Annotated in this window: 15 protein-coding genes; 6 read left to right on the top strand and 9 right to left on the bottom strand. The window is 74.0% G+C overall.

Features of this window, described 5'->3' with window-relative positions:
* Positions 1-10: 10 nt before the first annotated feature.
* Both QSK00_RS10665 and QSK00_RS10660 read right to left on the bottom strand, forming a co-directional pair.
* Complete coding sequence (locus QSK00_RS10665) at positions 11-859, bottom strand: VldE C-terminal domain-containing protein (protein ID WP_285590333.1); 849 nt, start codon at positions 857-859, stop codon at positions 11-13.
* 354 nt (positions 860-1,213) lie between these two features.
* Entirely contained in the window at positions 1,214-2,209 is a 996-nt protein-coding gene (locus QSK00_RS10660) for an NAD(P)/FAD-dependent oxidoreductase (RefSeq protein WP_285590332.1), read from the bottom strand.
* 294 nt (positions 2,210-2,503) lie between these two features.
* On the opposite strand from QSK00_RS10660, the gene QSK00_RS10655 reads away from it, so the two are divergent.
* Positions 2,504-3,691, top strand: a complete 1,188-nt coding sequence (locus QSK00_RS10655) for a serine hydrolase domain-containing protein (RefSeq protein ID WP_285590331.1) — start codon at positions 2,504-2,506, stop codon at positions 3,689-3,691.
* Positions 3,692-3,784: 93 nt separating this feature from the next.
* On the opposite strand, the gene QSK00_RS10650 is transcribed toward QSK00_RS10655, so the two are convergent.
* From QSK00_RS10650 to QSK00_RS10640, 3 genes are read right to left on the bottom strand one after another with little or no spacing between them, the layout of a single operon-like run.
* On the bottom strand, positions 3,785-4,930 hold the full coding sequence (locus QSK00_RS10650; protein WP_285590329.1) for a hemolysin family protein: 1,146 nt from the start codon (positions 4,928-4,930) through the stop codon (positions 3,785-3,787).
* A 28-nt stretch (positions 4,931-4,958) separates the two neighbouring features.
* Complete coding sequence (locus QSK00_RS10645) at positions 4,959-6,314, bottom strand: hemolysin family protein (RefSeq protein ID WP_285590327.1); 1,356 nt, start codon at positions 6,312-6,314, stop codon at positions 4,959-4,961.
* A gap of 10 nt (positions 6,315-6,324) precedes the next feature.
* Complete coding sequence (locus tag QSK00_RS10640; RefSeq protein WP_285590325.1) at positions 6,325-6,789, bottom strand: PPOX class F420-dependent oxidoreductase; 465 nt, start codon at positions 6,787-6,789, stop codon at positions 6,325-6,327.
* 70 nt (positions 6,790-6,859) lie between these two features.
* Between QSK00_RS10640 and QSK00_RS10635 the strand changes: the two genes are divergently transcribed.
* The 4 genes from QSK00_RS10635 to QSK00_RS10620 all read left to right on the top strand — a co-directional run bounded on the left by QSK00_RS10635 (position 6,860) and on the right by QSK00_RS10620 (position 10,006).
* Complete coding sequence (locus tag QSK00_RS10635; protein ID WP_285590323.1) at positions 6,860-7,600, top strand: SDR family oxidoreductase; 741 nt, start codon at positions 6,860-6,862, stop codon at positions 7,598-7,600.
* Between the two features lie 67 nt (positions 7,601-7,667).
* Positions 7,668-8,603 (top strand): type I pantothenate kinase, encoded by a 936-nt coding sequence (gene coaA, locus QSK00_RS10630; RefSeq protein ID WP_285590322.1) that lies wholly within the window; start codon positions 7,668-7,670, stop codon positions 8,601-8,603.
* Positions 8,604-8,709: 106 nt separating this feature from the next.
* Positions 8,710-9,192 carry a MarR family winged helix-turn-helix transcriptional regulator gene (locus tag QSK00_RS10625; RefSeq protein WP_285590320.1) on the top strand — a complete coding sequence of 161 codons (483 nt, stop codon included), beginning with the start codon at positions 8,710-8,712 and terminating at the stop codon, positions 9,190-9,192.
* Positions 9,193-9,310: 118 nt separating this feature from the next.
* Positions 9,311-10,006 carry a mycothiol transferase gene (locus QSK00_RS10620; protein ID WP_285590319.1) on the top strand — a complete coding sequence of 232 codons (696 nt, stop codon included), beginning with the start codon at positions 9,311-9,313 and terminating at the stop codon, positions 10,004-10,006.
* Here QSK00_RS10620 and QSK00_RS10615 read toward each other — a convergent pair.
* Together QSK00_RS10615 and QSK00_RS10610 are read right to left on the bottom strand one after the other, a co-directional pair.
* On the bottom strand, positions 9,966-10,769 hold the full coding sequence (locus tag QSK00_RS10615) for a DUF427 domain-containing protein (RefSeq protein WP_285590317.1): 804 nt from the start codon (positions 10,767-10,769) through the stop codon (positions 9,966-9,968). The genes QSK00_RS10620 and QSK00_RS10615 overlap by 41 nt on opposite strands.
* Before the next feature lie 19 nt (positions 10,770-10,788).
* Positions 10,789-11,403, bottom strand: a complete 615-nt coding sequence (locus QSK00_RS10610) for a class I SAM-dependent methyltransferase (protein WP_285590315.1) — start codon at positions 11,401-11,403, stop codon at positions 10,789-10,791.
* A gap of 42 nt (positions 11,404-11,445) precedes the next feature.
* On the opposite strand from QSK00_RS10610, the gene QSK00_RS10605 reads away from it, so the two are divergent.
* A complete protein-coding gene (locus QSK00_RS10605; protein ID WP_285590313.1) occupies positions 11,446-12,207 on the top strand; it encodes a YqjF family protein in 762 nt (253 codons plus the stop codon).
* A gap of 33 nt (positions 12,208-12,240) precedes the next feature.
* On the opposite strand, the gene QSK00_RS10600 is transcribed toward QSK00_RS10605, so the two are convergent.
* Both QSK00_RS10600 and QSK00_RS10595 read right to left on the bottom strand, forming a co-directional pair.
* Positions 12,241-12,957 carry a hypothetical protein gene (locus QSK00_RS10600; protein ID WP_285590311.1) on the bottom strand — a complete coding sequence of 239 codons (717 nt, stop codon included), beginning with the start codon at positions 12,955-12,957 and terminating at the stop codon, positions 12,241-12,243.
* Between the two features lie 28 nt (positions 12,958-12,985).
* The gene (locus QSK00_RS10595; protein ID WP_285590309.1) at positions 12,986-14,497 is read right to left on the bottom strand and encodes a CocE/NonD family hydrolase; all 1,512 of its coding nucleotides are present in this window, start codon (positions 14,495-14,497) and stop codon (positions 12,986-12,988) included.
* Between the last annotated feature and the right edge of the window lie 13 nt (positions 14,498-14,510).

Raw genomic sequence — 14,510 nt, 5'->3', positions numbered from 1 at the left:
ACCGGACGGATCAGCCGCAGGAACGCAGAACCGACACGTCGGGATCGGCGCCCCGCTCGAAGGAGATGTGGACGTGGTCGCGGTGGTTCGCGGTGTCGCCGCCGCGGTCCTCCATGCCCTTCCAGCCGGAGCCGGTGTTGATGCGCTGGTCCCAGATCGCGTACGAGACGCCGAGCGCGTCCTTGTTGTCGACGACGCAGTCGGCGATGGCGTCGCCGTCGCGGGTCATGAAGTCCAGCGCGTAGCCGCCGGGGTGGTCCGAGGCGTTGCCGCGGCTGCCGACGCCGAGCACGTCGTGCCCGGGGAACACGCACTCCAGGGCGTTCCCGACGGTCTGCACCGAGTCGGCGACCCCGCCGTAGCCCGAGTCCGCCCCGCAGCTGGTCACCCGGGCGGACCGGTCGGCCTCGGCGGCCGCCGCGCGCTCCGCCTCCGCGGCGCGGGCCTGCTCCGCGGCCGCGGCCCGCGCGGCCTGCGCCGCTTGCTCGGCCTGACGCCGGGTCCGGTCGCCGGCCTTGAACAGGTCCGCGGTCACGGGGTCGGAGGCCGGGTTCACGACGACGGGTGCGACGGCCGGGGCGGCCGCGCCCGGCTCCAGCCGGGTGCCCTGGGCGGAGAGCTCGAGCGCCGCGTCGCCGTCGCCGGGCAGCTGGAGCACGGCCGGGGTGACGGCGGCGAGGGCCACGGTGGCGACCCCGGCGGCGGCCAGGCCGTGTCGCCGGGCCTCGCGGGCGGCGGGAGCCCGATGCCGACGGGCGGGGCGCCCCTCGCCGTCCGGGGTGTACCCGGCGCGGGTGTGCCGGTCGGCCACGAGGGCGGCGAGGTCGAGGACGGTCGTGGGGGCGTCGACGGCCGTCACCGCGCCGCGGTCCGCCGGGGAGCGGAACGAGGGGCGACGTGCCGGCGCGGGGGAGCGGTGCCGGGACACGCAGGAGCCTTCCGGGGTCGGGGAGCGGACGTGCTGCGCGGAGACGTCCGCCGTCCCGGCCGTCGGGGTCGGCCGGTCGGGCGTGGGAGGGTCCGCTCACGGCGTGGTGGGGAGCCGGCGCCGTTCGACGAGTCGTGACCTTCCCGTGACTTCTCCTTGACCCACGGTAGGCGTCGACCCGTCGTCGGGAAGACGGCGGAGACGGCCGGAGACGGCCGGAGCCGCCCGCGCGGCGAGCGGGCCCGGTTTCTCAGGGAACCTCTCAGCGAGGTGAGGCGGGCCGGGTCAGCAGGTGACGCGGGCCGCGAGGGCGCGGCCGAGCAGCGTGCCCGAGCGCCAGGCCGTCTCGACCTTCGGGGACCCCCAGCCGTCGCCGACCACCGCGATCAGGTCGTCGTCGAGGTGGAACGGGGCGTCGGCGGGGGTGTCGTGCGGCGCGGCGGGGCTCGCGAACGTCCAGCGGTGGGCGTGGGTCCAGCGGGGCGCGGCGTCGAGGCCGAGCAGCTCGCCGACGGCGCCGACGACGTCGTCGATCACGCCGTCCGGGTCGTCGAGGTGGCGTCGGGCCAGGTCGCCGGTGGTGTGCGCGACGAGCACCGGGGCGTCGTCACCGCGCCGCGACCCGTCGTCGGCGACGAGCGAGAGCACCGGGTGGTCGTTGACGAAGGCGGCCGGGAGCTCGGGCCACGTGCGCTCGTCGTACCCGAGGGCGACCGCGATGACCGGTTCCCACTCCCGGTCGGCGACGGCCTGTGCCGCGCGCAGCGGGGCCGCGACGAGCCGGGCGGCCTGCGGGTCGGGCATGGCGAGCACGACGGCGCAGGCGGGCTCGCCGTCGACGGCGGGGCCGGGCGTCACCGCCGAGACCTCGCGGCGGGTCTCGATCGTCAGCCCCTCGGCGAGGTCGGCCACCAGGGAACGGAGCCCTCCGGGGGCGGCCCACCGCTGCGGCCCGGACTTGGCCTCCGCCGTGCCGTCCGCGGCGTACGCCTGCAGCGTGTCGGTCCAGGGGCGCGCGAGGCCGCGGCGCTCCCAGTCGGCGACCTGCTCGGCGAACGCGTCGTCGGACACCGTGAAGTAGGCGGCGCCGAGGTCGACCGGCCGTCCGTCGTCGGTGCCCCGCGGCAGCGGCGGGCTGGCGAGCCGCCCGCCCACCCGTCCGCTGCGCTCCAGCACCCGCACCGGGACACCCGCCGCGGTGAGCGCCCGCGCGCACGCGATGCCGCTGATCCCTCCGCCGATGACGAGGACGTCGGTGCGGGGCTGCGCGCTGTCGGCCATGTCGCTCAGGTCCCCGCCGCGTGGCTCACCCATGCCTGCGCGGGGCGCTCGGTGATCGGCCCGGGAGCGCGCAGTCGGCGCGAGCACGTCGGGGCCGGGGCCTTCACGAGGCGGCTTCACCCTCGGACCGGTGCACCCACTCGTGGTGCACCTGATCCAGGTCCCTTGTGGATCCGTTGCGCGCGACCGACCATCAGTCGGTCGCCGATCATCCGGACACCCGTCCGCGTCGGCGGCCGGACGGCACGGGGGCCGCCGTGAGCAGCCGCGCCTCGGCCGGCGGAAAGGACACCCGTGATCCGGGCTCTCCCGGGCGCCGCACTGACGGTCGCCTGCCTGACAGCACTCGCCCTCGGGCTCACCTCGTGCTCTTCCTCCTCGTCCCCGACGACCGGCCCGACCACGCCCGCCTCCACGACGCCGGCCGCCGCGACGTTCCCCGCGGACGTCGTGGCACAGATCGACCGCGACGCCCAGGCCTCGCTGACCGGCGGCATCACCGGCACCGTCGTGAGCATCGTCGACCCCGTCCGGGGCACGTTCCTCAAGGCCTACGGGACCGCCGACACCGCGGGCACCCCGATGACCACCGACGTGCACTACCGCATCGCGAGCGTCAGCAAGACCTTCACCGCGGACGCCGTGCTGCAGCTCGTCGGGCAGGGCCGACTCTCGCTCGACGCCCCGCTCGCCCAGTTCGTGCCCGACATCCCGAACGGGAACGCGATCACGGTCCGCGACCTACTGGGCATGCGGGGTGGGGTGTACGACTTCACCGCCGACGCGGACTTCGACCGGCGCTACGAGGCCGACCCGACGCTGCCGGGCTGGACCCCGCAGGACGTCCTGGCCCTGATCCGCGCCAACCCCGGGAAGGCCAAGCCACCGAACACGAGCACCGTGTACTCGAACTCCGAGTACGTCCTGCTCGGGCAGATCCTGGAGAAGGTGACCGGGAAGCCCGCCGCCGAGGCCCTCGACGGGGTCGCGGGCTCGCTGGGCCTGCCGCAGACGTCCTGGCCGGTCGGAGACGACCTCCCGGCGCCGTTCACCCGCGGCTACCTCTCCACGGTCGACGGGACGACCCCGCCGCCCTACCGCGACGGCACGCTCTCGAACCCTCTGGTCCCCGACACCGCGGGCGCCCTGGTCTCCACGGTGCCCGACATGACCCGGTACGCACCCCTGCTCGCGACCGGGGCGGGCCTGCCGCCCGCCGTCGCCGCCCAACGCCAGGCGTGGACGCCGCTGACCACCTCCGGCGTCCGCGTGCAGTACGGGCTGGGCATCACCCAGCTCGGCGACTGGGTCGGGCACGACGGATCGATCATCGGCTACAGCGACATGGTCTTCTACCTGCCGAGTGCGCGGGCGACGGTCGTGGTGATGGTCAACGCCGCGGACGGGAACGCGGTGCCCTCGCAGGCGCTGTGGGGGCAGATCGTGAAGCTCCTCTACCCGACGTCGCTGCCGTCCTGGTGATCCGAGCTGCGGTCCTGCCGCGATGATCGTGCGACGGAGCGAGTGGCGACCTCACCTCCGAGGCGTGCGACCTCGTGCCGGCGAGCGCACGTCCTAGTCGCGCGAGCCCGACCGGGCCGCGTGCGTGGAGTCGCGCACCGTCCCGACGTACTCCTCGATGAGGTCCTCCAGCGCGACCACGCCGACCGTCGTGCCCTCCTCGTCGACCGCGCGGGCCAGGTGGGAGCCCTCCCGGCGCATGGAGGCCAGCGCCTCGTCGACCGCCGCCGTCACGGTCACGCGCGGCAGGGCCCGGACGCGGTCGACGGGGACGACCTCGTCGGGGCCGCCGTCGAGGTCGAGGACGTCCTTGATGTGCAGGTAGCCCTCCAGCTCCACGCTCGGGGCGATCCCCGTCTGCTCGGGCAGCAGCGGGGAGGTCCCGGGCTCGAGGGCGTGACTGTCCAGGCGCGGGTGCGCGTCCGGGGCCTCGGGGGCCTGCACCGGGTAGCGGGAGAACCCGGTGGCCGCCACCGCCTCCTCGAGCGCCCCGACCGTGGGGTGCGCGGGGAGCACGGTGAGCCGCTCGCGGGGGATGAGGACGTCGGCGACGGTGCGCTCGGCGGTGTGCAGCGCCTGGGTCAGCCGCCGGGTCTGGGAGGCGTCGAGCAGCCCCTCACGGCGGGACTCCGAGAGCATCTCGGCGATCTCCGAGGGCGTGAAGGCCGACTCCCGCTCGTCCTTGGGCTCCACCCCGAGCAGCTTGAGCACGTGGTTCGCGATCCAGTTGAGCAGGTAGATGATCGGCCGCGCCACCTTGAGGAACGCGACCAGCGGCGGCACCAGCCACACCGAGGTCCGCTCCGGGCCGGCGATGGCGATGTTCTTCGGGACCATCTCGCCGATCACGATGTGCAGCACCGTGACGATCAGCAGGGAGATCACGAAGGCGACCGGGTGCAGCAGCGCGTCCGGCACCCCGATCGGCTCGAACACCGCCTCGAGCAGGTGGGCCAGGGCGGGCTCGCCCAGCGATCCCAGCGCCAGGGAGCAGATCGTGATCCCGAGCTGTGCCGAGGCCATCATCATCGACAGGTGCTCGGTGGCCCGCAGGACGGTAGCGGCGCCGGAGGTGCCGGCGTCGACCATCGTCTCGAGCCGGTCGCGCCGCGCGGAGATCAGCGCGAACTCGGCGCCGACGAAGAACGCGTTGGCCAGCAGCAGCCCGACCATCGCGAGAAGAGCGACGTAGTCGTTCATCGATGCCCCCTCGCTGCGCTCGCCCCGCTCATGGCGTGATCCCCGCCGTCTCGCGCTCCGGCTCGGTCGCCGCGTCGGCGGGCCGGGTGATCCGGACGTCGGCGATCCGCCGCCGGTCCATGCGGGTGATCGCCATGCGCCAGCCCTCGTGGGTCACGGTGTCGCCGACCGACGGGATGCGGCCCAGCTCGGCGAGCAGGAAGCCGGCCAGGGTCTCGTAGACCTCGGAGTCGGGGAAGGACCACCCGACCACCTCGGCCAGCTCGTCGGGCCGCAGCGTGCCCGAGACGATCCAGGTGTCGTCGCCGGTCTCGCGGAACCGGGCGGCCTCGCCGCGGTCGTGCTCGTCGCGGACGTCGCCGACGATCTCCTCGACGAGGTCCTCCAACGTGACGATGCCCGCCGCGCCGCCGTACTCGTCGACCACCACGGCCAGCTGGAACCCGGTGCCGCGCAGCCGGTCGAGCAGCTCGTCGCCGTCGAGGGAGTCGGGCACCGTCGTCGCCGTGCGCATCACGTTGCGCAGGAACTGCTGCCCGCGACGCGACCGCGGCTCGGCGAACGCCTGCTTGACGTGCACCACGCCCCGCACGTCGTCGAGGTCGCCGTCGACGACGGGGAAGCGCGAGTGGCCGGTGCGGATCGCGGCGGCGAGCAGGTCGTCGACGGTGTCGTCGGTCGAGAGCGTCGCCACCCGCACCCGCGGGGTCATCAGTTCGTCCGCGGTCCGCTCCCCGACGCGCAGCGTCCGGGTGAGCACGGCCGCGGTCCCCTCGTCGATCGTGCCCTGCTCGGCGCTGGTGGCGACCAGCGAGCCCAGCTCCTGGGGCGAGCGCGCGGAGCGCAGCTCCTCGGCGGGCTCCACCCCGAGCCGGCGCACGATCCAGTTCGCCGCCCCGTTCAGCCCGCCGATGAACCACGACAGCGCCCGGGAGAACCCGGCCTGGACCCCCGCCACCGCCCGGGCCGTGCGCAACGGGTCGGAGATCGCGAGGTTCTTCGGCACCAGCTCGCCGAACACCATCGACAGCGCCGTGGCCAGGACCAGGGCGATCACCGCGGCCGTGCCGCCCGCCGCCCCCGTCGGCAGCCCGACGTCCTCGAGCAGCGGGGAGATCAGCGTCGCGATCGCGGGCTGGGCCAGGTAACCGGTGACCAGCGTGGTGATCGTGATACCGAGCTGCGCCCCGGAGAGCTCGAACGACAGGTTGCGGTGCGCCTTGGCCACGGCCTGGGCGCGCCGGTCACCCACCTCGCTCGCGTGGTGGTCGACCTGGCTGCGTTCCAGCGTGGTCAGGGAGAACTCGGCCGCGACGAACACCGCGGTACCGAGGGTGACCGCGACGACCCCGACGAGGCCGAGCACGGAGAGCAGGACGTCCACGAGGAGAGAGTTACCCCTTGTTCAGCCGGGCCGGGAAGCCCCCGGTGGCGATCGGACCCCAGTGCTCGACGGTGAGCCGGATGATGCACTTGCCCTGCTTCGCCATGGCCTCCTTGTACTCGTCCCAGTCCGAGTGCTCCCCGGAGATGGAGCGGAAGTACTCGCAGAGCGGGTCGAGCGCGTCGGGCAGGTCGAGCACCTCGGCCGTGCCCTCGACGTGCACCCACGGGCCGTCGAAGTCGTCGGAGAGCACGCACATCGCCACGCGCGGCTCCTTGCGGATGTTCGCGACCTTCGCGCGCTCGGGGTAGGTCGACACCAGCAGGCGGCCGTCCGCATCGATGCCGAGGGTCACCGGCGAGGTCTGGTCCCCGCCGTCGCCGCGTCGGGTCACCACGATGGCCTTGTGCCGCGTGCGCAGGAACTCGATCAGTTCCTCGCGTCCGACCCGGTCGTTCGTCGCCGTGTTCGCCACGGACGTCAGCCTACGGGCGCGCGCCACCGCACGGCGCGTCGTGATCAACGGTGCTCACTAGGCTGGTCGGGTGGACAGCCTGCGCGGTCGCCGCGTCCTCGTCGTCGGTGCCTCCTCCGGCATCGGAGCGGCCGTCGCGGAGGCGGCGGGCGCCGCCGGCGCCCGGCTCGGGCTCGTGGCCCGGCGTCGGGACCGGTTGGCGGAGCTGGCGGACACGCTCGGGGGCGCCGCCGTGGCGGCGGGCGACGTGACCGACGCCGCGTCGATCGGTGGGGCCGTCGACGCGGTCGCCGCCGAGCTCGGCGGCATCGACGACGTCGTGCTGGCCGCCGGGATCATGGCGCTCGGTGCGGTCGGGGAGACCGACCCCGCGGTGTGGCGCGACGTGCTCGACGTCAACGTCACCGGCCTGCTCACCGCCACCCGTGCCGTGCTGGGGCACCTCGGACCGGGCGGCACCGTCGTGATCGTCTCCTCGATGTCCGGACGGCGGGTGGCCTCGGCTGCCGGCGGCGTCTACGCCGCCAGCAAGCACGCCGCGCACGCGGTGGCCGAGACGCTGCGTCTCGAGGTGGGGCCGCGCGGGGTGCGGGTGACGACGGTGTCGCCGGGGTTCGTCGCCACCGACCTCGTGGCCGGGCAGGAGAACGCCGACGCCTTCGGGGAGCGCATGCACGACGAGGGTCTCGAGCCCGCCGACGTGGCGGCGGGCGTGGTGCACGTGCTGGGCCTCCCGCCGGCCGTGGTGGTCGTCGAGTACGCGGTGCAGTCCGTGCGGCAGCTGGGGTACCGGGGAGACGACCGGAATTGATGCAGCCCGTGACCTGGCGGACAGCCGGTGGCCGTCGCGTGGGTGATCGTGACGAGAATGGGACCTCATGAGCGGGTCCCCGTTCGTCGACTTCGACCGCGCCTCCTGGGCGGCCCTGCGGGACGAGTCCGACGACCTCCCCCTGACCGCCGCCGAGCTCGAGGAGCTGCGGTCCCTCGGTGACCCGGTCGACCTGGACGACGTCCGCGACGTCTACCTGCCGCTGTCGCGCCTGCTCGACCTGCACGTCCGGGCGAGCGCGGGGCTCCTCGAGGCCTACCGGACCTTCCTGCGCCAGGACGAGGAACGGACGCCGTTCGTGGTCGGGATCGCCGGGTCGGTGTCGGTGGGGAAGTCGACCACCGCCCGCCTGCTGCGTCTGCTCCTCGCCCGCTGGTCGGACCACCCGAACGTGGCGCTGGTGACCACCGACGGCTTCCTCTACCCGAACGCCGAGCTCGAACGGCGCGGGATCATGGCCCGCAAGGGCTTCCCGGAGTCCTACGACCGGCGGGCGCTCCTGCGGTTCGTCTCCGACATCAAGGCGGGCAAGCCCGAGGTGCCCGCCCCCGTCTACTCCCACCTGGTCTACGACGTCCTCGACGAGCAGCGGCCGGTCACCCGGCCGGACATCCTCGTGCTGGAGGGGCTCAACGTCCTGCAGCCGGCACCGCAGACGGGGGAGCGGGCCAGCGCCCTCGCGGTCAGCGACCTCATCGACTTCTCCATCTACGTCGACGCGCACCCCACCGACGTGCGCCGCTGGTACATCGAGCGGTTCCTCGCGCTGCGCCAGACGGCGTTCCGCGACCCGGCGTCGTACTTCCGCCGCTACGCCGAGATGGACGAGGCCGCTGCACGCGAGCGGGCGTCGCAGATCTGGGACGAGATCAACGGGCCGAACCTCCGCGAGAACATCGCGCCGACCCGATCCCGCGCGGGCCTGGTGCTCACCAAGGGACCTGATCACGCCGTGCGACGGATCCGCCTGCGCAAACTGTGATCGACAGGGCCGAACGGGCTACTGCCTCTGCGACGAATCGGACGAAAGCGGCAAGAAACACGCGCCCGGTGGTGACCTCAGGGTCCCCGGGGTGGGATGATGAGGTATGGCAACGACCTCGTCCGACCTGGCGGCCTCCCCGATGGGAGTGGGGGAGCGGACCGACCCGCACGATCCGATGCTCCCGGCACGGCTCCGGCTCGCCGTCGGCCGGCTGAACCGACGGATCCGCGTCGACTCCGGGGCCGTGCTGCCCCCGCTGCAGACCTCGGTGCTCGTGACCCTCGAGGAGCACGAGCCCCTGCGGCTCTCCGAGCTCGCCCGCCGTGAGGCGGTCACCCCGCCCACGATGAGCCGCGTGCTGGCCGCGCTCGACGACGCCGGGCTGCTCGTGCGCACCCCGGACCCGCAGGACGCCCGGTCCGCACTCGTGGAGCTGTCCGCGGACGGCCGCGCGATGATCGAGCGGCTGCGTACCGAGCGGACCGCGATGCTGGCCGAGCGCCTGGAGCGGCTGCCGGAGGGGCACCGTGAGGCCCTGGCCGCCGCCCTGCCGGCCCTCGAGGCACTCGTCGCGCAGTCGTCCTAGGCCGATCGGTCGTGTCACCCGCGGGCCGTCTTGTCGTGCGCGACCGGTCCGGGCATGCTGGGCCGCCGCGATCACGTCCCGGCGAGCGCTCCCCGGGACCCCGGACGGCGGGACCACGGTGAGCATCGACGACCCCCAGCACCCCTCGACCAGGAACGTCAAGGACGAACCGGCCGACGCCGCGGACACGGTCGGCACGGCCGCGACGGACGACCTCGTCGTCGCCGACGTGGTCGCGGTCGACGACGAGGTCGTCTTCCGGGCGCCGGTGCGTCGCCTGCAGCCCCCCCAGGTCGCCGACGAGCGGGAGGCGCTCGAGGGCTGGCTCGACTACTTCCGGGCGCAGGTGGTCTCGTCCCTCGACGGGCTGCCGCACCGCGCCCTGCGCCGTCGGGTCCCCGAGTCCGGTGCCTCGCTGGTGGGCATCGTCCGGCTGCTGACCGACCTCGAACGCACCTGGCTGGTGGAGCGCTGGGGGGAGCGGGGCGGTCGGGCGGCCTACACCTTCAGCTACGTCGACGACGCCGACGCGCCCTTCCGGTTCTCCGAACTGGACGACCCCGCGATCCTGGTCGGCGCCTACCAGGAGGTGTGTGAGAAGGGCCGCGACGCGCTCGCCGGCGCCGAGTCGCTCGACGACGCCGTCCGCGACGACCGCCGCGGGCACATCGAGCTGCGTTGGATCCTCCTGCACCTGATCACCGAGACCGCTCGGCGGGCCGGGCAGGCCCAGACCCTGCGTGAGGTCCTCCTGGCCACGGAGGACCAGCGGGCTACGACCCCACCGACGGCACCGCCTCCACCGTCACCGTGAAGTCGTCGGAGAAGCACACCCGACCCGCGATGCCGCGCGACTCGTCGATCGGCTGCTCGTAGGACCACGCCCCGTCGACCACGCTCGTGTCGCCGGTCCGCACCGTCCAGTACGTGGACACGCCCTTGTAGGGGCAGACGGTGGTGGTGTCGCTGCGCACCAGCTCGCCCCGCACGTCGTCGGGCGAGAGATAGAACCGCACGTCCAGGCCGGTCTCGTCGAGCAGGACCGCCGACGTCGTCGACGCGATCTCCGTGCCGTCCGGAGCGGTGACGGTGACCCGACGGCTCGTCGGGCGCAGGTCGACCCGGTGGTACGGGTCGGGCAGGTGCCCGAGCACCTCGACGTCCTCGTCGAACCAGTGGTCCGCCGCGCTCATCGGCAGCGCCACGAGGCCCGCGAGCCAGGCGGCGTCCGGCTTCGGGTCGGGGTAGGCCCACACGGCGTCGGGGATGGTGCGCGACCCGACGGTCAGGTGCCGGTAGGAGGCGTCGCCCTTGAACGGGCAGTGCGTGACGGTGTCGCTCGGGCTGAGCAGGTCGGACCGCACGTCGCCCTCGGGCACGTAGAGCTGCGGGCCCAGCCCGGTCTCGAAGAGCAGGGAGCCGGCCGCGGTGTCGAGCACGACGACGTCGTCCACGACGGCCCGCACGCGCCGGCGGAACGGCTGGAGCAGCAACGAGTGCGCGGGACCCTCGACGGTGAAGGTGCGGGTCTCGGGCAGGTTCCTCGACAGCGGTCCGCCGAAGCGCGTCAGTGCCATGGGTCCTTCGTACACCTCCTCACAGGCGCGTGGCACACACCGCGAACACCGGGTCGCCCGCCGAGGGACGCTGCTGGTCGACGGGCTCGGCGAACGCTCCCGACGCCGCGAAGTAGTCCCGCACGATCCGCACGTGCCCGGCGTCGTCGGTGGAGAGCCAGCCGCGCACCGCCTTCGTCGGGAAGCAGCGGTTGGAGAACGTGATCGCGAACGGCCCGCCCGGGCGCAGGACGCGGGCGACCTCGCGGAACACCTCGACGGGCCGGGTGAGGTAGTCGACCGACACGGTGCTGACGACCGTGTCGAAGGAGGCGTCGGCGAAGGGGAGGGTGGGGTCGGTGTTGAGGTCGTGCACCACCCGCTCGTGCGCCCACGTGTTGGCGCGCAGCTCGGCGTGGTTCATGCCGAGCACGGTGAGGTGCCGCGGCGGGGTGGAGAGGTGCGAGACCCACGACGACATGAGGTCCAGGACGTCGCCGTCCACCCCCACCTCGTCGTAGTAGGCGCTCACCGCCGCGACGGCGGCGTCGTCGATGTGCTGCACCAGCCGCGGGGGGCCGTAGAAGACGGCGTCGTCGCGGGGATCGGAGCGGTCGAAGAATCCCCGGGGGAACGTCAGGTCGGTATCGGCCACAGCGGTGATGTTCCCGAACCGGTTCGCGGGCACTCCCGTCCGGTGACCCCGGAACCCGTCGACGCCACGGCCCCGCCCTTCACCGGCCCCACGATGATGACCCAGTCCTGGTGCGACGCCGCCTTCCTGCACTGGGCCGTCGAGCCGGCGGAGGTGGCCCCGTTCCTGCCGCCGGGGGTGCATCCCGACGTTCCCGACGGCGGGTCGAGCACCTACGTCGGTCTCATCCCGTTCCGCATGGTCGGCGCCGGGGTGTCGCGCGGGCCGTCCATCCCGTTCTTCGGCACGTTCCTGGAGACGAACGTGCGGCTCTACACCGTCGACGAGCGCGGCCGGCGCGGCATCGTGTTCCGGTCGCTCGACGCGGACCGGCTCGCCGTCGTGCTCGGAGCACAGGTGGCGTTCGGGCTGCCCTACCGCTGGGCCCGGATGGACTTCCGGCACGTCGAGGGCGAGCTGACCTATCGGGCGACCACCCGGGTGGGCGGGCACCGCAGCCTCGTGCGGGTGCGGCCGGGGGAGCCGGTCGCCGACGACCTGACGACGTTCCTCACCGCCCGCTGGGGCCTGCACGAGCGCCACCTCGGCCTGCCGCTCTACGTGCCGAACGTGCACGAGCCCTGGCCGCTGCGCGCCGCCGAGCTCACCGCGTTCGACGACGAGCTGGTCGCCGCGGCCGGGTTCCCGCAGCTCGCGGGGCGCGCGCCGGACCTCGTGCACTACTCGCCGGGGGTCTCGGTCCGCTTCGGCCTTCCCGGTGCGCGGCCGTCGCCCTACGGCGTGAGGGGAACCCTCACCTCATAAGAGCGCTCGGGATCTCCCCTCACGACGGCGTGCTCAGGCGGCGGCGAGCCACGCGGCCCACTGGGCCTGGAGGCGCTCGGCCACCGTCTGGTCGCCGAAGAGCAGGGCACGGACCTCGTGCACCGGCGGCGTCCCGCTCGTCGCGAACACCGCGACGCCGGGGACCGGGTCGTCGAGGAGGATGACCGCGGCGCTGTGGTGCCGGCCGCCGCGGCGCTCCAGGCACGTGCCGGACATCGCCGGGAGCCCGCGGAAGGTGTGGAACTCCTGACGCGGGGCGACGACTCCGACCTGGGACAGGAAGCGGGCGTGGGCCTGCTCCGCGGTGGACTCCGAGGTGCGCCCGCGCGACGGCCCCCAGGCGTGGAGCTCGCTGCCGGGCGGGTCGGGGAAGTGCTCGAGGTGGGCGGCGAGGGCCACGAGCACCGTCGTCATCCGCTCGGCGAACGCCTCGGGGTCCGCCGCGCCGGTGGAGCGGCAGGTGACCACCGTGGTCCGGTCGGCCCGGCCCGCCACCGTCCACGCCGTCGACACGGTCGCCGGGCCCTCGTCGATCTCGGTGGTGAGCCCGTCGTCGTCGTGGGTGATCCGCACCGGCTCGTCCGCGGTCACCACCACCACGGTCTCGCCGCCGTCGCCCCGGGTCTCGAGCCCCGTCGGACGGAGCCAGAACGCGAGCGCGGCGCCGAGGGTGGAACGCACGCGACCCGGGTCGGCGGCGATCTCGACGGCCAGGTCCACGGAGGTCACGGCGTCACCCTGCCCTACGGCCCGGCGGTCACGTCGTGGGGATGACCGGCACGAGCAGGTGCGAGGCGTGCTCACCGCCGACGTGCACGACGGCGCCGACGGCCGGCCGCCGCAGGTCCGGGTGGTCGTGCGCCATCGTGCCGAGCTCGGAGTCGGAGACGGCGAACTCCAGCCGCAGGCGTTCCCCGGGCGCGAGGGTGATGCTGGTCGGCCAGATCTCGACCTCGAGCAGGGTCGGCTCGCCCGGGACGAGCGGGAGCTCGCGCGTGTGCGGGTGCCACGGGCGGTGGGGCTCGGAGAGCTCCGGGTCGGTCTCGCGGTGCGAGGCCCGCAACCACCCCATCGCCATGGGCACGTCCTGTCCCTGCGGCCCGACCGCGGGGATCGGGACGCCGTCCGCGTCGAGGTGGTGGAGCCGGGCGAAGACGTCGAGGTCGTCCTGCTGCGCGGTGAGCCAGAGTCGCAGCGCCACGGGGCCGGTGAGCTCCAGCGGCTCGGTGACCGGAGCGGTGTCGAACGTCGACGGGTAGGGGACCGTGTCGGCGTCCGGGCGGTCGAAGCCGAGGGCGCCCCCACCCAGGTACAGCTCGCGCCAGTCGGTCCCCGGCAGCGGGAGGTCGGTGGTGTCGCGCCACGTGGTCTCCCGGCCGTGGCGGATCGCCAGCCGGACCGGGGCGACCCCGTCCATCCGGTCGGCCTCGCCCTTGAGGAAGCGGTCGAGGAAGCGTTCCTGCAGGTCCAGCGCCCAGTCCTCGTAGTAGGGGTCGATGTGGGTGCCGGTGAACGCGACGAGCCACTTGTGTTCCGAGGCGGCCCGGCGCCACCCCTCGACGTTGCCGCGCAGGTGCAGCTGGACCCCGCCCCAGTTCGCGCCGGAGAGCAACGGGACCGTGATGTTCCCGAGGTCGGTCGCGCGGGCCCGGTGGTAGTCGTCGAGCAGCGGGTGGGCGGGCAGGACCTCGCGCCAGTCGTCGCCCTCGGGGCCGGTGCGCTGCGGCTCGATCTGCCGGGCCCACCAGAAGTCGATGAAGCCGTGGTCGTAGAGGCCGCCCTGGTAGGCGGCCTCGCGGTAGAAGTCGGTCGAGCCCTCCCACGCGACCACCGCGGCCAGGTGCGGCGGTTGCAGGGCGGCGGCCCGCCACCCCATCATCGCGAGCCAGGAGATGCCGCTGGAGGCGACCTTCCCGGTGGACCACGGCTGCGTCCCGGCCCACTCGATGACGTCGTGGAAGTCCTCGGCGTCCCGGGGGCCGTAGAGGTCGAGCGGGCCCGGGGACGCGCCGGTGCCGCGGGTGTCGGCGCGCAGCACCGCGTAGCCGCGGTCGGTCCACCACACCGGGTCCGGGGTCTCCCAGACCATGTGCTCGTGGTGGGGCACGTGCTCGTACTGCGGGTAGCGCTCGGGCCAGTGCACGCCCTTGCCGTACGGGCTGATCGAGGCGATGACCGGGACCGGGTCCTCCCCGTCGGGACGGAAGACGTCGACGACGACGGGGGTCCCGTCGCGGGTGGGGACGGCGATGTCCCGCTCGTTGCGCATGGTGGTGGCTTCC

It is taken from the genome of Actinomycetospora sp. NBRC 106378 (genome assembly GCF_030269685.1).
Classification (GTDB): domain Bacteria; phylum Actinomycetota; class Actinomycetes; order Mycobacteriales; family Pseudonocardiaceae; genus Actinomycetospora.
Note: the sequence above shows the minus strand (reverse complement) of the source record. Positions and strands in the feature narration are given on the sequence as shown.